This is a genomic window from Actinoplanes campanulatus, assembly GCF_014647795.1.
In the GTDB taxonomy this organism is placed as follows: Bacteria; Actinomycetota; Actinomycetes; order Mycobacteriales; family Micromonosporaceae; genus Actinoplanes; species Actinoplanes campanulatus.
Genome location: NZ_BMPW01000024.1, coordinates 1 through 14,774, shown reverse-complemented (window position 1 = coordinate 14,774; position 14,774 = coordinate 1). Strand labels below are relative to the sequence as shown.

13 protein-coding genes are annotated in these 14,774 nt (G+C 71.0%); 6 read left to right on the top strand and 7 right to left on the bottom strand.

The features are described from left to right. The first annotated feature begins 11 nt into the window (after window positions 1-11). Window positions 12-1,475 carry a multicopper oxidase family protein gene (locus IEZ13_RS36865; RefSeq protein WP_183218548.1) on the top strand — a complete coding sequence of 488 codons (1,464 nt, stop codon included), beginning with the start codon at window positions 12-14 and terminating at the stop codon, window positions 1,473-1,475. On the opposite strand, the gene IEZ13_RS36860 is transcribed toward IEZ13_RS36865, so the two are convergent. The 3 genes from IEZ13_RS36860 to IEZ13_RS36850 are packed head-to-tail and all read right to left on the bottom strand — an operon-like array spanning window position 1,472 to window position 4,742. Continuing rightward, the gene (locus IEZ13_RS36860; protein WP_183218549.1) at window positions 1,472-2,833 is read right to left on the bottom strand and encodes a flavin monoamine oxidase family protein; all 1,362 of its coding nucleotides are present in this window, start codon (window positions 2,831-2,833) and stop codon (window positions 1,472-1,474) included. The genes IEZ13_RS36865 and IEZ13_RS36860 overlap by 4 nt on opposite strands. Next, a complete protein-coding gene (locus IEZ13_RS36855; protein ID WP_183218550.1) occupies window positions 2,830-3,831 on the bottom strand; it encodes an agmatine deiminase family protein in 1,002 nt (333 codons plus the stop codon). Before IEZ13_RS36855 ends, IEZ13_RS36860 begins: the two co-directional genes overlap by 4 nt. Next, the gene (locus tag IEZ13_RS36850; protein ID WP_183218551.1) at window positions 3,828-4,742 is read right to left on the bottom strand and encodes a nitrilase-related carbon-nitrogen hydrolase; all 915 of its coding nucleotides are present in this window, start codon (window positions 4,740-4,742) and stop codon (window positions 3,828-3,830) included. Before IEZ13_RS36850 ends, IEZ13_RS36855 begins: the two co-directional genes overlap by 4 nt. Window positions 4,743-4,820: 78 nt before the next feature. Here IEZ13_RS36850 and IEZ13_RS36845 point away from each other — a divergent pair, with 78 nt between their 5' ends. Next, window positions 4,821-5,450, top strand: coding sequence for a TetR/AcrR family transcriptional regulator (locus IEZ13_RS36845; RefSeq protein ID WP_183218552.1), 630 nt, complete (start codon window positions 4,821-4,823; stop codon window positions 5,448-5,450). 140 nt (window positions 5,451-5,590) lie between these two features. On the opposite strand, the gene IEZ13_RS36840 is transcribed toward IEZ13_RS36845, so the two are convergent. Beyond that, the gene (locus IEZ13_RS36840) at window positions 5,591-6,856 is read right to left on the bottom strand and encodes an exo-beta-N-acetylmuramidase NamZ family protein (protein ID WP_229795505.1); all 1,266 of its coding nucleotides are present in this window, start codon (window positions 6,854-6,856) and stop codon (window positions 5,591-5,593) included. A 384-nt stretch (window positions 6,857-7,240) separates the two neighbouring features. Here IEZ13_RS36840 and IEZ13_RS36835 point away from each other — a divergent pair, with 384 nt between their 5' ends. Beyond that, window positions 7,241-8,311, top strand: coding sequence for a hypothetical protein (locus tag IEZ13_RS36835; RefSeq protein WP_183218553.1), 1,071 nt, complete (start codon window positions 7,241-7,243; stop codon window positions 8,309-8,311). 158 nt (window positions 8,312-8,469) lie between these two features. Here the strand turns inward: IEZ13_RS36835 and IEZ13_RS36830 are convergent, their stop codons facing one another. Together IEZ13_RS36830 and IEZ13_RS36825 are read right to left on the bottom strand one after the other, a co-directional pair. Further along, window positions 8,470-10,125 carry a WD40 repeat domain-containing protein gene (locus IEZ13_RS36830; RefSeq protein ID WP_183218554.1) on the bottom strand — a complete coding sequence of 552 codons (1,656 nt, stop codon included), beginning with the start codon at window positions 10,123-10,125 and terminating at the stop codon, window positions 8,470-8,472. Then, the gene (locus tag IEZ13_RS36825; RefSeq protein ID WP_203833713.1) at window positions 10,100-10,921 is read right to left on the bottom strand and encodes a dihydrodipicolinate synthase family protein; all 822 of its coding nucleotides are present in this window, start codon (window positions 10,919-10,921) and stop codon (window positions 10,100-10,102) included. The genes IEZ13_RS36830 and IEZ13_RS36825 overlap by 26 nt, the downstream gene beginning before the upstream one ends. Before the next feature lie 72 nt (window positions 10,922-10,993). Here IEZ13_RS36825 and IEZ13_RS36820 point away from each other — a divergent pair, with 72 nt between their 5' ends. Both IEZ13_RS36820 and IEZ13_RS36815 read left to right on the top strand, forming a co-directional pair. Continuing rightward, window positions 10,994-11,881: a LysR family transcriptional regulator gene (locus tag IEZ13_RS36820; RefSeq protein WP_183218556.1), complete on the top strand. Its 888-nt coding sequence runs from the start codon at window positions 10,994-10,996 to the stop codon at window positions 11,879-11,881. A 149-nt stretch (window positions 11,882-12,030) separates the two neighbouring features. Then, the gene (locus IEZ13_RS36815; protein ID WP_183218557.1) at window positions 12,031-13,188 is read left to right on the top strand and encodes an acyl-CoA dehydrogenase family protein; all 1,158 of its coding nucleotides are present in this window, start codon (window positions 12,031-12,033) and stop codon (window positions 13,186-13,188) included. Window positions 13,189-13,367: 179 nt separating this feature from the next. Here IEZ13_RS36815 and IEZ13_RS36810 read toward each other — a convergent pair whose 3' ends face one another. Continuing rightward, window positions 13,368-13,988: an NAD(P)H-dependent oxidoreductase gene (locus IEZ13_RS36810; protein ID WP_183218558.1), complete on the bottom strand. Its 621-nt coding sequence runs from the start codon at window positions 13,986-13,988 to the stop codon at window positions 13,368-13,370. A 96-nt stretch (window positions 13,989-14,084) separates the two neighbouring features. Here IEZ13_RS36810 and IEZ13_RS36805 point away from each other — a divergent pair, with 96 nt between their 5' ends. Continuing rightward, window positions 14,085-14,597, top strand: coding sequence for a MarR family winged helix-turn-helix transcriptional regulator (locus tag IEZ13_RS36805; protein WP_229795503.1), 513 nt, complete (start codon window positions 14,085-14,087; stop codon window positions 14,595-14,597). Window positions 14,598-14,774: the final 177 nt, after the last annotated feature.

The window sequence follows — 14,774 nt, the reverse complement described above, 5'->3', positions numbered from 1 at the left end:
CGATAGATTTCGTGAAACGCAGAAGTCTCCTTTCCCTGGCCGTTCTCGGACCGCTGCTCAGCGGCTGCTCCGGAGCGAATGAACAGCCGCTGACCTTTGCCAACAGGCTGCACATCCCACCGCTGGCGCCGTCGGAAATCGACCCGGACGGGTTCCGTTCCTTCGCGTTGAATCTGCAACCCGGAAAGAACGGCACCTGGGGAATCAACGGTGATCATCTCGGGCCGACGGTCCGCGCGAAACGGGGTGAACGCGTGCGAATGGCGGTCACCAACCGGCTGCCCGAGCCGACCACCCTGCACTGGCACGGCATGCGCCTGCCGGCCCGGATGGACGGCGGCCCACACCAGAGCATCGAACCGGGCGCCACCTGGACCCCGCAGTGGACCGTCGACCAGCCGGCCGCCACCACCTGGTTCCACCCGCACCCGCACGGGCAGACGGCGACGCACGTCTACCGCGGGCTGGCCGGGCTGTTCCTCATCGACGAACCGGGCGGGCCGGCCCTGCCGTCGGACTACGGCGCCGACGACATCCCGCTGATCGTCCAGGACAAGATCCTCGCCGACGGGCGGCTGGTCACCGGCCCGGTCGACAACGGCACCTTCGGCCTTCTCGGCGACACCATCATGATCAACGGCACGATCGATCCGTACGTCGAGGTGACCACCACCCAGGTGCGGTTCCGGCTGCTCAACGCCTCCAACACCCGTGTCTACCGGATCGGGTTCGCCGACAATCGCACGTTCCACGTCGTCGGCGGCGACGCCGGGTTGCTGCGCGAACCGGTCCCGGCCGACCGGGTGAAGATCAGCCCCGGGGAGCGGATCGAGATCGTGGCCGCCTTCGACCCCGGCGAGACCGTGGTGCTCAACAGCATCGGCGAGAACCGCAGGGACGCCAACGACCCGGAGGAGGACGACTTCGAGCTGCTCAAGGTGGTCGCCGCCGCCTCATTGAAGCCTTCGAAGCCGCTGCCGCAGGCGCTCGGCGGCCCGGCCCCCGTGATCCCGCCACCGGGCGCCCGGGTACGCCGGTTCGCGCTGTCCGGCTCGGAGATCAACGGCCGGGACATGGACATGAACCGGATCGACGAGGTGATTCCGGCCGGCGCCGTGGAGATCTGGGAGATCGACAACACCACCTACGCGCACAACTTCCACATCCACGAGGTGGCGTTCACCATCCTCGACATCAACGGCGAACCGCCACCGGCCTACCTGGCCGGCCCCAAGGACACCGTCTTCCTGAGAAAGCACGCCGACGTGCGCCTGGCCGTCCGGTTCGGCCGCCACACCGACCCGGCAACCCCGTACATGTACCACTGCCACCTGCTGCGCCACGAGGACAAGGGCATGATGGGCCAGTTCGTGATCGTCGACCCCGGCACCGAGCACCTCGTCCCCCGCACCATCCCCACCGGCCACCATCACCACGGTGGGGCGGTCGTCACGCGTACAAGAAATGGCCGTTAAGAAAGCAGACGGGCCGCGACCGCCTCGCCCATGCGGATGGCCCCGTCGACGTGCTGGAAGCCGAGGCCGGCGATATCGCTGCTGGCGAAAGCCAGCGGCCCGACATCCGACCGCAGATGCCGGCCGTAACGGGTCAGCGACCCGATGTCGAAGCTGGTGCCGAACGCCCCGACCGTCCACTCGTCGGCCATCCACGGGCTCTCGTAGTAGTGCACCGGCGAAAGCGCCTCCGGCCCGTAGTAGGCGGCCAGCGACTCCAGCACCCGCTCCCGGCGCGATGCGGCGTCCAGGGCCAGCAGACCGTCCGCCTTCACATCCGAGACGAAACCGACGAGCGTCCCCCGGGTCTCACCCTCGACGTCCTCGTTCGTGTTGTCGTACGCCTCGTGGACCAGCGCGTACGGGCTGAACGCCGTCCCCGACAGCCCGAGTTCCCGCCAGAACGGCTTCGCATAGGTGATGTGCAGCTTGATCACCAGGCCGAACGAGATGTGCTGGCGCATCTGGGCCTGCACCGGTGGCAGCGCCGGAACGTACTGCACCCGGCTGACCAGGGTCGGCGGCACCGCCATCACCATGTTGCGGCCACGGTAGCCGCCCTGCCCGGTGAACACGGTCGCACCGTCGGCGTCCCACTCCACCTTCGTGACCGCCTCGCCGAGACGGACCGTCCCGGCCGGCAGCCGGGAGGCGAGAGCCAGGGGCACCCGCTGCAATCCGCCGACCACCCGCCGGTCCAGGATGAAGTCGGCGTCGACCAGGTGGCTGAAACCGCCCGCAGACGCGGCCATCAGCACCGCCGACAGCGCCGAGAACGAGTGCGCCGGCTTGGTCAGCATGGCCGGCCCGATGTAGAGGCCGATGTTGTCGCGCGCCTCGGCGTCGTCGGTCTGCTCGGCCAGCCAGGCGGCGAACGAGATCCGGTCGAGGCGGTCGGCGTCCGGATGGTTCCACGGTTCGAGCGGATCCATCTCGGCGGCCAGCTTGTCGAGGACGACGGTGAGCCGGTCCATCTCGTCGGCGGTCCGCTCCGACACCGGGAACTTCTCGCCCTCGAAGGTGCACCGCACCCCGTCGAGCCCGATGTAGACCGACTCGCCCTCCCGGTACCGGGAGTAGGTCTCGAGGCCCAGTTCGTCGAGCAGCGCCAGCAGACTGGTCTGGTCCGGCGACACCCACTGGCCACCGACCTCGAGACGGACGCCGTCGACCGTATCGGTCAGCAACCGGCCGCCGACGCGGTCGCGGGCCTCCAGCACGATCACACTACGGCCGGCCGCGCGCAGCCGGTTGGCCACGGTCAGCCCGGTGACGCCGGCACCGACCACCACCACGTCGTAGTCGGGGTCGCTGGTCACGAGAGTCCTCCAGGTATGGCCGGTTCCTGCTGGGTGATGCAGTGGATGCCACCGCCCCGCGCGAAGATCGCCCGGGCGTCGACCCCGAGCACCCGGCGGCCGGGGTAGGCGGCGGCCAGGATGTCCAGTGCGGCGGCGTCCCGGGGATCGTCGAACGTGCAGGCGACGACACCGGCGTTGCACACTAGGTGATTCACGTACGAGTGATCAACTGGCCCGCCGTCGTCCTCCAGGCCCTCCGGCGCGGGCAGGTCAAGAATCGTCCAGTCCGTCGGGAACACGCCACGCAGGACCGGGTCCAGCGTGTGGTCGGGGTGCCGCGGATCCGGCTGGACGTGCAGCAGCACCGTCCCCGGAGCGGTCATCGTGGCCACGATGTCGACGTGCCCGCGGGTGCCGAACTCGCCGTAGTCCCGGGTCAGACCGCGCGGCAGCCACACCACGTTCTCGGCGCCGAGGGTGCGGCGCAGCTCACCCTCCACCCGCTGCCTCGTCCACCCCGGGTTACGGCCGGGATCCAACTGCACCGTCTCGGTGACCAGGACCGTTCCCCGGCCGTCGACATGGATCCCGCCACCCTCGTTGACCATGTCCGAGCCGATGACCGTGGCGCCCGCCCACTCGGCGACCTGCCGGGCGATCCGCGCGTCCCGCTCCCACGTCGCCCAGCTCTGCTGCCCCCAGCCGTTGAACACCCAGTCCACGGCGCCCAGCCCGGCCGGGCCGACCACGAACGTCGGGCCGAAGTCCCGCATCCACGCGTCGTCCAGCGGGGCTTCGAAATACTCGACGGCGCGACCCAGCCAGTGGCGCGCTTCCCGCCGGGCCGAAGGGTCGACGACCATGCGGACCGGCTCGAACTCGGCCACGGCCAGCGCCACCGACGCCCACGCCTGCCGTGCCTCGTCCGGGTCGTCGCCGAGGGTGTAACCCGACGACGGCCACGCCATCCACGTACAGGTGTGCGGCTCGGTCTCGGCCGGCATCCGCCAGCTCATGCCAGACCCCGGTACGTGTCCGGCCGCCGCGTCCGCAGGAACGGGAACAGCGTCAGCCAGTCCCGGCGCTGGTCCAGGTCCAGATCGGCCACCAGCACCGCCTCCTCGCCACGCGGCGCCTGGGCGAGGATCCGCCCGTACGGGTCGGCGATGAACGACGAACCGTAGAAGCTGATCCGCCCCTCGTCACCGGTGCGGTTCGGCACCACCATGAACAGCCCGTTCGCGATGGCGTTCCCGACGATCACCTGCTGCCACAGCGGCTGGGTGTCGAAATCCGGGTGGTCGGGCTCGGAGCCGATCGCCGTCGGATAGGCCAGCAGGTCGGCGCCGCCCAGCGCGTACAGCCGGGCCACCTCCGGGAACCACTCGTCCCAGCAGGTCGGCAGCCCGATCCCGGCATCGAGGAACCGGTGCACCGGATAGGCGTCCTCGGCCGGGCCCGGCCGGAAATACCGGTCCTCCACATATCCCTCGGTCACCGGGATGTGCGTTTTTCGTGTCCTCGCCACGATCGCGCCGGACGGATCCACCAGGATCGCCGTGTTGTAGCCGAGCCCGTCACCGAGATCGACGTCCTCATAGAGCGACGCGTGCACGAAGATGCCGTGCCCGGTGGCCATGGCGGCCGCGAACGCCGCGGTCGGCCCGGTCTCCAGATCCTCGGCCAGGTCGGCCGGCCGGCCGGTGGGCTCCTCGAACGCCGGATACCGCGACAGCGTCAGCTCCGGCAGGAACACCACCTGCGCCCCGGATCCGGCCGCCGTCGCGATCCCGTCGGCGAGGACCCGCCGCAGCTCAGCCCCGTCCTCCCGCCAGCGGTGCTGAACCAGGCCGACCCGCAACGGCGGCCGGGCCGGCTCGTCGACACGAGCGGGAGAGTCGAACACGACGGACCGGATCAGTTCCATGGATCATCCTCGACCATTAACGAACGGCATTCGTTTTACTATGGTGGCCTCCCGCACCACGACGCAAGGGGGTACCCGTTGCCACGCCCCGCCACACCGAAACTGTCCGTCGACAAGATCACCAGGGCCGCCCTCGCCCTCGTCGACGCCCGCGGCGAATTCACCCTCGGCGAGGTGGCCGCCGCCCTCTCCGTCCGCCCGTCCTCGCTCTACAACCACATCGCCGGCAAGACCGAGATCATCGAGGCGATGCGCGCCCTCATCTTCGCCGAGACGCCACCCGCACCCACCCTGCCGACCTGGCACGAAACCCTGCGCGCCCTGCTGCGCCGCTACCGCGACGCCTTCGCCCGCCACCCCCGCCTCATCCCCATGCTCACGGCGCACACCGTCTCCTCCCCCGACGTCGTCCACATGTATGACGACATCGCCACCGTCCTGCACACCGCCGGGATCCCGCCAACCCAGCTCCTCGACGTGATCACCGTCCTGGACAGCTTCGTCATCGGCTCCGCCCTCGACATCGCCGCACCCGACCAGGTCTGGGACCCCACCCAGGCGCGCAACCCGATTCTGGTCACCGCCATCGAAGCCGCCGGGCAGGGCCGCCCGCGAGCCGACCGCGCCTTCGAACTCGGCCTCGACCTCATCCTCAGCGCCGTCGCCACTCTCCCTTCACCATCAACCCCCTTCCCCGGTACGGGCTGAGCACCCCCCAACCGCAACCCACCCGTCCCGCCGCTCCACGCGAGCCGACCGCGACACCGGCCTGTGCCGCGCGTTCCGGGCGTAGATCGGTGGTCCGGCCGACCCCGAGAGCCGTCTCAAGCCGCCCGAGATCGTTCCGCTCACCCAGCGGGGCGCCGGTAGAGCAGATACGGCCGACGGCGCTTTTCGAACGCGGCGGTCTCCGGCTGCCAGGCCCCGGCCACATCGGCGACCGTCGCGCCGGCGTCGAGCATGGTCCGCAACCGGGAACCACCGGCCAGCAGATCCACGAAGAACGGACGGCGCGCGCCGGCACCGTCGTTACGCCACGCGAACCCCGGATACTTCCGGGCCTCGTACAGCATCGCCACCGCCGTACGAATCGGATCGAACACCGCCGGATCGCTGACCCGCACCTCGACACCCGCGCACAACTGCTTCTCGAACTTCCCGACCCGCGGCTCGAAATACGCCTCCCGGAACTCGGCGCCCGGCAGATCGTGCCCCGCCAGCCGGTCCCGCCACCGGAAGTCCAGCCCCGGGGCACCGGCCAGCTCGAACGGCCGGGTCGTCCCCCGCCCCTCGGACAGCGACGCCACCCCCTCGAACAGGCACGTCCCCGGGTAGACCAGAGCCGTCTCCGGCGTCGGCATGTTCGGGCTCGGCATCACCCACGGCACATCGGTGTCCCGGGCGAAGAGACCACCGTGCCAGCCCTCGCACGCCACCACCTCCAGACGGACCCGCGGCAGCCACTCCCCCTGAAAGAACCGGGCCAGCTCCCCCACCGTCATCCCGTGCCGCAGCACGATCTCCTTCCGCCCCACACCGGACGCGAACGCCGGATCCAGCACCGGGCCGGAAGCCCGCCCACCGATCGGATTCGGCCGGTCCAGCACCACATACCGCAGCCCACCCGCGGCGGCGCCGGCCATCGACTCGTACAGCGTCCAGATGTAGGTGTAGAACCGCGCGCCGACATCCTGCATGTCGAACACCACGGTCCGGACCCCCGCCTCGGCGAACAGCCGTGCCCAGTCCTCCGGGGTCGCCAGATAGCCGTCGAAGACCGGCAGACCCGTGCGCGCATCGGTCGACCGGGCCGCCCCGCCACCCACCGGCGCCGCCCCACGGAACCCGTGCTCCGGCCCGAAGATCCCGCCGATCCGCACCCCGGCCGCATGCATCCGGTCGACGAGATGCCGATACTCGCGGTCCACCGCCGTCAGATTCGACACCACCCCGACGGTCTCGCCACGGAGCCTCGCCCACTCTTCACCGGCAAGGAGATCCATTCCGGTACGCACGCGCACCGCCCGTTTTTCGCCGGGCACCGCCCCGGCCGGCGCCCCGGCCGACCCCAGCACCGCCGCCCCGGCCGCCGCCAGCATGCCCCGTCGCCTCACCCAAAACCTCCAAAACCGGATGAATAATCCCGATTGAGGCTAAAGGTCTTCCAGGCCGCTCAACGGCAAATGACGTCCTCACGGCCGGTCCCGACTGGACCACCGACGTCCGCACCTTGATCCACGGAAGCCGAGCCGCGCCCGCGACGTGACGTAGTAACCAACACACGGCCTACTGTGTCCTAGGAGGCTAGTTCAAATTGCCTCGTGATGGCCGGTCACCCGCTCGGCACCCGTGACGCTGGACGATGTGGCACCTGTCTCCTGATCCGGGCCAGCCCGGCACGGGTCCCTCTTGATGCGGTCACGCACCCCGCACCGATGGTGTCCAATGATCTCAACGCATGGCTGCGGCGGGGATGCCGATGGTCGGGAGGTCTCAGGATGACGGTGTTGTTGGACGAGCCGCGGGTGTTCGTGACGTACGGCTCGGCCTCGGTGACCAGCGGGGAGGAACCGTACGACATCGAATACGACCCGGACGATGCCTGGGCGGATGAAAGCAACGGCCTTTGCGGGGCGGGGGTCGAGGGAGTCCTCGCGCTGACTACCGGTACACACACCGGCTGGCTCCCGTTTCGGGTCGAGCTGTACCCCAGCGCGCCGCCGCTCGACGATGGCTGGGACGACGTCGTTGAGGTCTCCTTCACGGCTCTGTCCGACCGAGTCGTCCTTGCTGGTCTGGATGGCGACGCGTTCGAGTTCGACCTGCCCCGCGATACCTACCGGGTCCGGTACAGCCTCCGCGGGATGGACGAGGCGGACACCACCGACGAGACCCCTGACGCGTACCTGCTGCAGTTCTGGCCCGCCTCGCCGGCCGGCGGCCGGATCGTGAAGCAACACAGCGAGCGGGCGGCCTACTGGCACCGGGCCCGACGGACACTGACTCCACAGGAACAGCAGGAAGACGAGCAGCACGAAGCGGAGGAGCAGGCACAGCAGGCACGGAAGCGATGGGGCGACCGGATCCCGAACGACCGGCTCCGTCACGCCGAAGGCCTGTACCTGGACGCGATCTCCGAACTGGACATCGCTCTGGAGTTCGCCGTCGCCGACGCGGATGACGCCACTCAGCGGCGAATCGCGACATGGGCGACGCTGCGGTCTCTGGAGCAGGCAGGCTTGGTCGATCTTCCGCAGATCGCTCCGGCAGTCGCCGCGCTACGGAAAGGCATGCAGGTCCCTCCACCGTTCGACGACAGCGGGATGGTCTGGTCGATCCTCGGCACCGCCGACGTCGTCCGGACCAGTGTTCCCGTTCCACCTGACGGCGGGAACGAGGAGTCACCGCAGGACTGGGCGATCAGCACCCTCTTTCACTCAGCGATGAAGGACTCGCTGGCAGCAGCGCTCGAAACCCTGGTGTGCCTGGCATACGTCCACGGACGCGACGGATACCGGCAGGCGTTCACCGCCGTGCGCGAAGCATTCCCTCAGCTGGCACGGGGCTAGCGGCCGGGCTGTCCGGCAACGGCTCGAAGGTGGACAGCCGGAGCGGGCGCCCGCCTACCGGAGGTGGCCGAGGCGGAGATGGGACGGCGGCTGTTCACGGTCACCCGGGAGGGGCCGCGGTCACCGGCGCTGTCGGCCTTCGCCGAGGCGGTGGCCGCTCAGGCCGCCACACAATAGACGTCCCGGCGGACGGCCACGATCAGCTCGCCGGTCGGGGCCCAGGTCAGGGCGGTGGCGGCGAAGGGGAACGTGCGCCGGTCCCGCTCGCGCGCGGTGGGGACGTCCACGATCGCCACGCTGCCGTCGGTGCGGGCGACCGCGATGACCGTGCCGAACGCGGCCAGCGCGGTGACCGGCTCGTCCTCCTTCGGTTGCAGTGGCGTGGTCGTGCCGGTCCGCATGTCGTGGGCCAGCACCTCCCCCAGGCGCACGGTCACCACGGCGTCGCCGGCCCAGGCCCGGGGCGATTCGCCGATCGCCACGTCCGCGGGTGCCGGGATCGGGGTGAGGGTGTCCAGGTCGTAGACGGTGAACGGCCCGAACATCCAGTTCACGGCGATCGCGCGGCGGCCGGCGAGCAGGCCGGCGGCGGCTCCGCGGGGCGGGTAGGGGTGTTCGATCGTACGGTCGCCGCCGAGCCGCACACCGCCCAGCGAGCCGTGGAAGGTCGCTACCAGCTCGCCGGCCAGCCGGACGCGAAGGGGCTGGTCCGCCGGGAAATCGCCACCGCCGGTCCCGGGTACGCCGTCCGCGACCCGCCACCGCACCGGGCCGCCGTCGCCGACCACCCAGCCGTCCGGGGTCACCTCGATCCGGCGGATGTCGCCGGGGCTGCGTATCTCCTCGGGCGCCCGGTTCTCGCCGAGCCTCCACACCGAGACGGTGTCGTCGTCCGCGGACGCGGCGATCAGGGTTCCGGGTCCGGCGGGGATCACCTGGGCGTTCAGCAGTGGTCCGCGCAGCGGCGCCCCGAACTCCCGGTCGGCGGCCACGTCCCACAGGTGGACCGCGCTGCCGCCGTCCAGGGTGAGCAGCCGGCGCCCGGCGGATGTGGTCACCGCCCCGAGACGGCCGAACTCGTGGACCGGTGGTGTCGCCGGATGGTGGTGGGCGCCGGTCGCCGTGTCCCAGAGCACGATGCCGCCGGACCGGTCCTGAACGGCCACCGACGGCGAGCCGGGCCAGGTGGCGAGCGCGTGCGCGTCGACGTCGAGGCGGCCCAGCGGGGCGCCGTCGGTGAGGTCCCACAGGCTGACGGCGTCGCGCCCGGTCACCACGGCGGCGCGCCGCCCGTTCACGTCCAGGATCGCCAGCGTGTTCGACCGTTCGCCGGTCTCGAAGGCCTTGTTCCGGCCGGCGATCCGCAGGACGCCGTCCCAGCCGGCGGTCACCACGTCCGTTCCGGCCAGGGCGAGCGCCTGTACGTCGGTGGCGTCCGCGTGGCCGGGCAGCACGCCGATCCGGTCGCCGGTGGCGAGGTCCAGCATCACGGGCGGTTCCTGCCAGAGACCGACGACCGCGACCGTACGCCCGTCGAGGACGGCCGTGACCAGCATCGGACTGCCCGTACCGCCGGGGTTGACGCCGGAGACGGTCCGCAGCGGCCGTCCGGAGGTCTTGTCCCAGATCCGCAGGCCGGCCGGCGGGCAGCGCCGGTCGTGCAGGTCGCCGAGATGGCAGTCGAAGTCCTCGTGGTGCTCGGTCAGCGTGACGAGCAGATCACCGGCGTCGGCGACCGCGGACGGCTGGTCCGCGGGGAACATCCGCACCAGCGCCGGATCCGGGCCGCTATCGGTTGACCAGGCGATACGCATCAGCCGATGTTAGGGGTCCGGCGGGCAGCAGTGGCAGCCGAACCGCCGCGGTGGGGATCCGGCCCTGGGCGTGCAGGACCGCCTTGATCACGGTCGGGTTGGGTTCGGCGAACAGTGCGGCGGACACCTCGGCGAGGCGGGCGCCGAGGGTGCGGGCGGCTTTGACGTCGCCTGCGCGCCATGTCTCGAACAGCTCCACGAACGACGATGTGGCCACGTGCGCGGAGGCCAGAATGCCGCCGTCCGCGCCCAGCGCCAGCATCGGCGAGATCAGCGCGTCGTCGCCGCCGAGCAGCGCGAACCCGGGCGGCGGGTCGGCGAGTAGGGCGACGGTGCTGGCGTCGACGGCGCCGGTCGCGTACTTCATGCCGAGCACACCGGGGATCGCGGCCAGCCGCCGGATGGTCGCGGTGGACAGGTCCTGACCGGTCCGGTGGGGCACGTGGTAGATCACTCTGGGCCCGGCACCGGCCGCGAAGTGGGCGACCACGCCCTCCTCCCCCGGCCGGACGAAGGGTGGCACGAGGCTCAGCTCGATCGCACCATCGGGCGGGGTGATTCCGGCTCCCACCAGCAGTGTCGTTCCGCGTTCACGGCTCACCCGGGCGGCGACGTCGACGACCGCCTGCCGCTCGCCGGGGTCCAGCGAGCCCGGTTCACCGGTCGTGCCGAGCGCGACCAGCCCGGCCGCGCCGTCGTCGAGAACCTGGTGGGCGAGGCGTTCCAGCGCGCTGAGCGCGACGGCGCCGGCATCGTCGAAGGGCGTGATGAGGGGTACGAGGATTCCGTTCAGCATGCGGTTCAGCATTCCGCCGGTCGCAGCATAAGGTCCAGTTCACATTTCTACCGGAAACCGTAAGCTGAACTGATGCTCGATGTGCGCCGCCTGCGTCTGCTCAGTGATCTGCACCGGCTCGGCACCATCGCCGCGGTGGCCGAGGCCCGGGCGTACACGCCTTCGGCGGTCTCCCAGCAGTTGTCGGCGCTGGAACGCGAGGCCGGTGTGCCGCTGCTGGAGCGCACCGGCCGGCGGGTGGCGCTCACCGCGGCCGGGCAGGTCCTGGTCCGGCATGCCGAGGCGGTGCTCGCGGCGCTGGAGGAGGCGGACGCCGCGATCGCCGCGGTCCGGACCGGGCCGGCCGGGCCGATCCGGATCGGTGCGTTCCCGAGTGCCGTGCGCACGCTGCTGCCGCAGGCTCTGGTGGCTCTCGGCCGGGACCATCCGGCGCTGGAGCTGATGGTCACCGAACTGGACCCGGTGGCGGTTCCGGCGGCGCTGCGCGAACGCACCCTCGACGTCGGGCTGCTTCACGACTACGATGTCGCGCCGGCCGAGGCGGATCCGGCGCTGGACTCGGTGCCGCTGTTGCAGGAGACGGTCTTCCTGGCCGAGCCCGCGGGGACGGCGGCCGGCGCGCTGGCGGAGACGGCGACCAGGCCCTGGATTCTCGCCACCCCCGGGACGCTGTGTCACGAGGTCACCCAGCGGGTCTGCCGGGCCGCCGGGTTCACCCCGCGGGCGCGTCATCACGCCGACGACTTCGCCACCGTCCTGGCGCTGGTCGCCGCCGGTCAGGGTGTCTCGCTCGTGCCCGAGCTGGCGGCCGTCACGCCACCGGCCGCGGTTCGGCTGACCGCGCTGGGCACCCGGCGGCGTACCCGGGTCGCGTTCCGGCGCGGTGCCGCCACCCATCCGGCGGTCGCGGCCGTGGTCGCCGCTCTCGACACCGCCACACGCGGTCCGTCCGGCGGGTGAGGGCGGGTCCGCATCGCGGCGGACGACAGCTTCCCGACATGTCCCTACCGTTCAATCCCGACCGGCCGGGACAGTTGTCCCTGGCGATCCGGGACGCTCGTCCACTGTGATGAGGACCGGTCAGCGGAGATACCTCATGGGGGAACGAGATGCAGGAACTGGTCGACCGCGCGCGTGCTCTGACGCCGTCGCTGCAGGCCCGGGCCGATCAGCTGGACACGGTGCGGCGGCTGCCGTCGGACCTGGTCGACGAGCTGAGGTCGGCGGGATTCTTCCGGATGTTCGTGCCGCGGTCGCACGGCGGGCACGAGATCGACCTGCGCACCGGGATGGCGGTCCTGGAGGCGCTCGCCACCGCGGATCCGGCGGTCGGCTGGACGGTGATGATCGGCTCGGAGACCCCGCAGCTGATGGCGTTCCTGGGCCGGGAGACGTTCGACAAGATGTACGCGGCCGGGCCCGACGTGATCGTGGCCGGCGGTTTCAACGCGCAGGGCACGGCCGTTGCGGCCGGTGACGGGTTCCAGGTGGACGGTCGCTGGGCGTTCGGCAGCGGCAGCACCCACGCCGACTGGATCTTCGGCAACTGTGTGGTGCTCGGCGCCGACGGTGCCCCGCAGCCGGGGCCCGTCCCGGGGACGCCGCTGATGCGATCGGTGCTGGTGCCCGCGTCGCAGGCGCGGGTGGTCGACACGTGGCAGGTCCTGGGACTGCGCGGCACCGGCTCGCACGACGTCGAGATCCGCGGGGTCCGGGTGCCGGGCGAGCACACCTTCGACCTGTTCGCCGGGACGCCGACGGTCCCCGGTCCGGGGTTCACGTCGCCGCTCACCCATTTCATCCTGCACCTGGGCGCGGTCGCGGTGGGCATCGCGCAGGGCGCGCTGGATGCGACGGTCGAGCTCGCCACATCCGGAAAACAGCGGCTGTACGCGCGGGCGCGGCTCGCCGACAGTCAACTGTTCCAGGCGAACCTGGGGCGGGCCGACCTCAGTCTGCGGGCCGCGCGGGCGCTCCTGGAGTCGACCGCCGACGAGGTGTGGGCGCTGTGCTCGGGCGATCCGGCCGGGCTGGCGGCGATCGGCCCGCGGGTTTCGGCCACGCTGACGTGGGTGACCGACGCCGCGCTGTCGGTGGTGGACACGTGCTACCGCTCCGGTGGCGGCCAGGTGGCCCGGAACTCGTCGCCGGTCCAGCGCCGGTTCCGCGACATGCACACGTTCAGCCAGCACGCCGCCGCGGCCGAGGGCTGGCTGAGTGGCCACGGTGCGGCGCTCGTCGGCGCTCCGGGCGGCCTGTCCTACTGATCCGGCCATCCGGCGGCGGTCACGGGGGTCACCGCCGCCGGATGGGGCCATCAGGGTGAGTGGGCAGCTCAGCCCGGCGGGCGCGGCAAAGGCGTGAGTGGGCAGACGGTCGCGCCGTCCGGCGGAACAGCCCTGGTTCCGCGGGACGGCGCAGCCCGTACAAGAAAGGAAGAACGACGTCAGCGGGAGGCGAGCACCCGGCCGGCGGCCGACGCGGCCTCGGCGGCGGTCTTGTGCATGAGCTCGGCCGTCTCGGTGAAGGCGTCGAGGGCCGGGTTCACGCCGACCAGGGTGAACTCACGCTCGATCAGGATGAGCTCGGCGCCCCAGATGTCGCCGACGACGCGCCGCAGGTAGTCGGTGTTGTGGTCCCAGCCGTCGCGGGGCGTGCCGGGCCCGTAGGCGCCGCCGCGGGTGGTGAGGACGACGGCCGGCTTGCCGTCGAGGAACTTCTCGCCCTGCTCGCCGCCGGCCATGGCCAGGTCGAACCATGCCTTGACGTGCTGCGAGACGCCGTAGTTGTAGAACGGCAGGGCGAGGATCGCCGCGTCGGCGGAGCGCAGTTCGGCGGCCAGCTCACCGGCGAGCGCGAGGGCGCTGCGGTGGGCGTCGGTCCGGTGCTCGGCCGGGGCGTAGGTGCCCTGGATGGCGTTCGCCCAGGCGTCCGCGGGGATCGGGTCGGTGGCGAGGTGGCGGCGGACGATCGGGGCGCCGGCCAGTTCCTTCTCCACCAGGTCGGCGAGCGCGCTGCTGGCGGAGTTCGGGCCCTGGATGCTGGCGTCGATACGCAGGATTGCCATCGATTTCTCCCCAAATCTGAGTTGAATGTTCAACACGAAGGTTGCCACATCAACTATTGAAAGTTCAAGGGCAGGGATCGCGTACTCTGCTCAGTCGTGAGCGACCCCACATCCGCCCCCTGGCTCTCCGACGACGAGCAGCGCGCGTGGATGGCGTTGACCACGGTGCTCACCACAGTTCCCGCCGCGATCGACGCGCAGCTCAAGCGGGACTCCGGGTTCAACTTCTTCGAGTTCACGATCCTGTCCTCGCTGACCCAGGCCCCCGGCCGGGCGCTGCGCATGAACAGCCTCGCCCACCTCGCCTGCGCCTCACCGTCCCGCCTCTCGCACGCCGTCTCCCGGCTGGAGAAACACGACTGGGTGACGCGGCGCACCACCGACTCCCCGGTGGGCCGCTGGGTCGAGGCGGTGCTCACCGACGCGGGCGCCACCGCCGTCGCCGCGGCCGCTCCGGCGCACGTCCGGGAGGTCCGGCGGCTGGTCTTCGACGTGCTCACCCCGGAGCAGGTCGAGCAGCTCACCCAAATCGGCTACCAGCTACTGAGGGCCGCTGCGCCGCACCTCACGGCCTGCATGGAGGTTCCCGCGGTCCGGCCGCCTACCTAGGCCGGGTCCTGCCGATCAGTGGCCGATCCTGCCCACACATGCGCCCCGGCCAGTCACCACGCCGGCCCGGCCTTCCCTCCCGTCGACAGGCGGATACAGGCGCGTCATAAGCAAACTGAACTGCCGATGAGAGGTTATGCTGATGCAATTGTTTCAGCGGAGATTCATGGCAATTCT

What these genes read in the sequence shown, in the direction of transcription:
- IEZ13_RS36855 (WP_183218550.1), bottom strand. Translation starts at nt 3,831, where the DNA reads ATGAGCTGGCGGATGCCGGCCGAGACCGAGCCGCACACCTGTACGTGG.
- IEZ13_RS36850 (WP_183218551.1), bottom strand. Translation starts at nt 4,742, where the DNA reads ATGGAACTGATCCGGTCCGTCGTGTTCGACTCTCCCGCTCGTGTCGAC.
- IEZ13_RS36835 (WP_183218553.1), top strand. Translation starts at nt 7,241, where the DNA reads ATGACGGTGTTGTTGGACGAGCCGCGGGTGTTCGTGACGTACGGCTCG.
- IEZ13_RS36830 (WP_183218554.1), bottom strand. Translation starts at nt 10,125, where the DNA reads ATGCGTATCGCCTGGTCAACCGATAGCGGCCCGGATCCGGCGCTGGTG.
- IEZ13_RS36825 (WP_203833713.1), bottom strand. Translation starts at nt 10,921, where the DNA reads ATGCTGAACGGAATCCTCGTACCCCTCATCACGCCCTTCGACGATGCC.
- IEZ13_RS36820 (WP_183218556.1), top strand. Translation starts at nt 10,994, where the DNA reads ATGCTCGATGTGCGCCGCCTGCGTCTGCTCAGTGATCTGCACCGGCTC.
- IEZ13_RS36815 (WP_183218557.1), top strand. Translation starts at nt 12,031, where the DNA reads ATGCAGGAACTGGTCGACCGCGCGCGTGCTCTGACGCCGTCGCTGCAG.
- IEZ13_RS36810 (WP_183218558.1), bottom strand. Translation starts at nt 13,988, where the DNA reads ATGGCAATCCTGCGTATCGACGCCAGCATCCAGGGCCCGAACTCCGCC.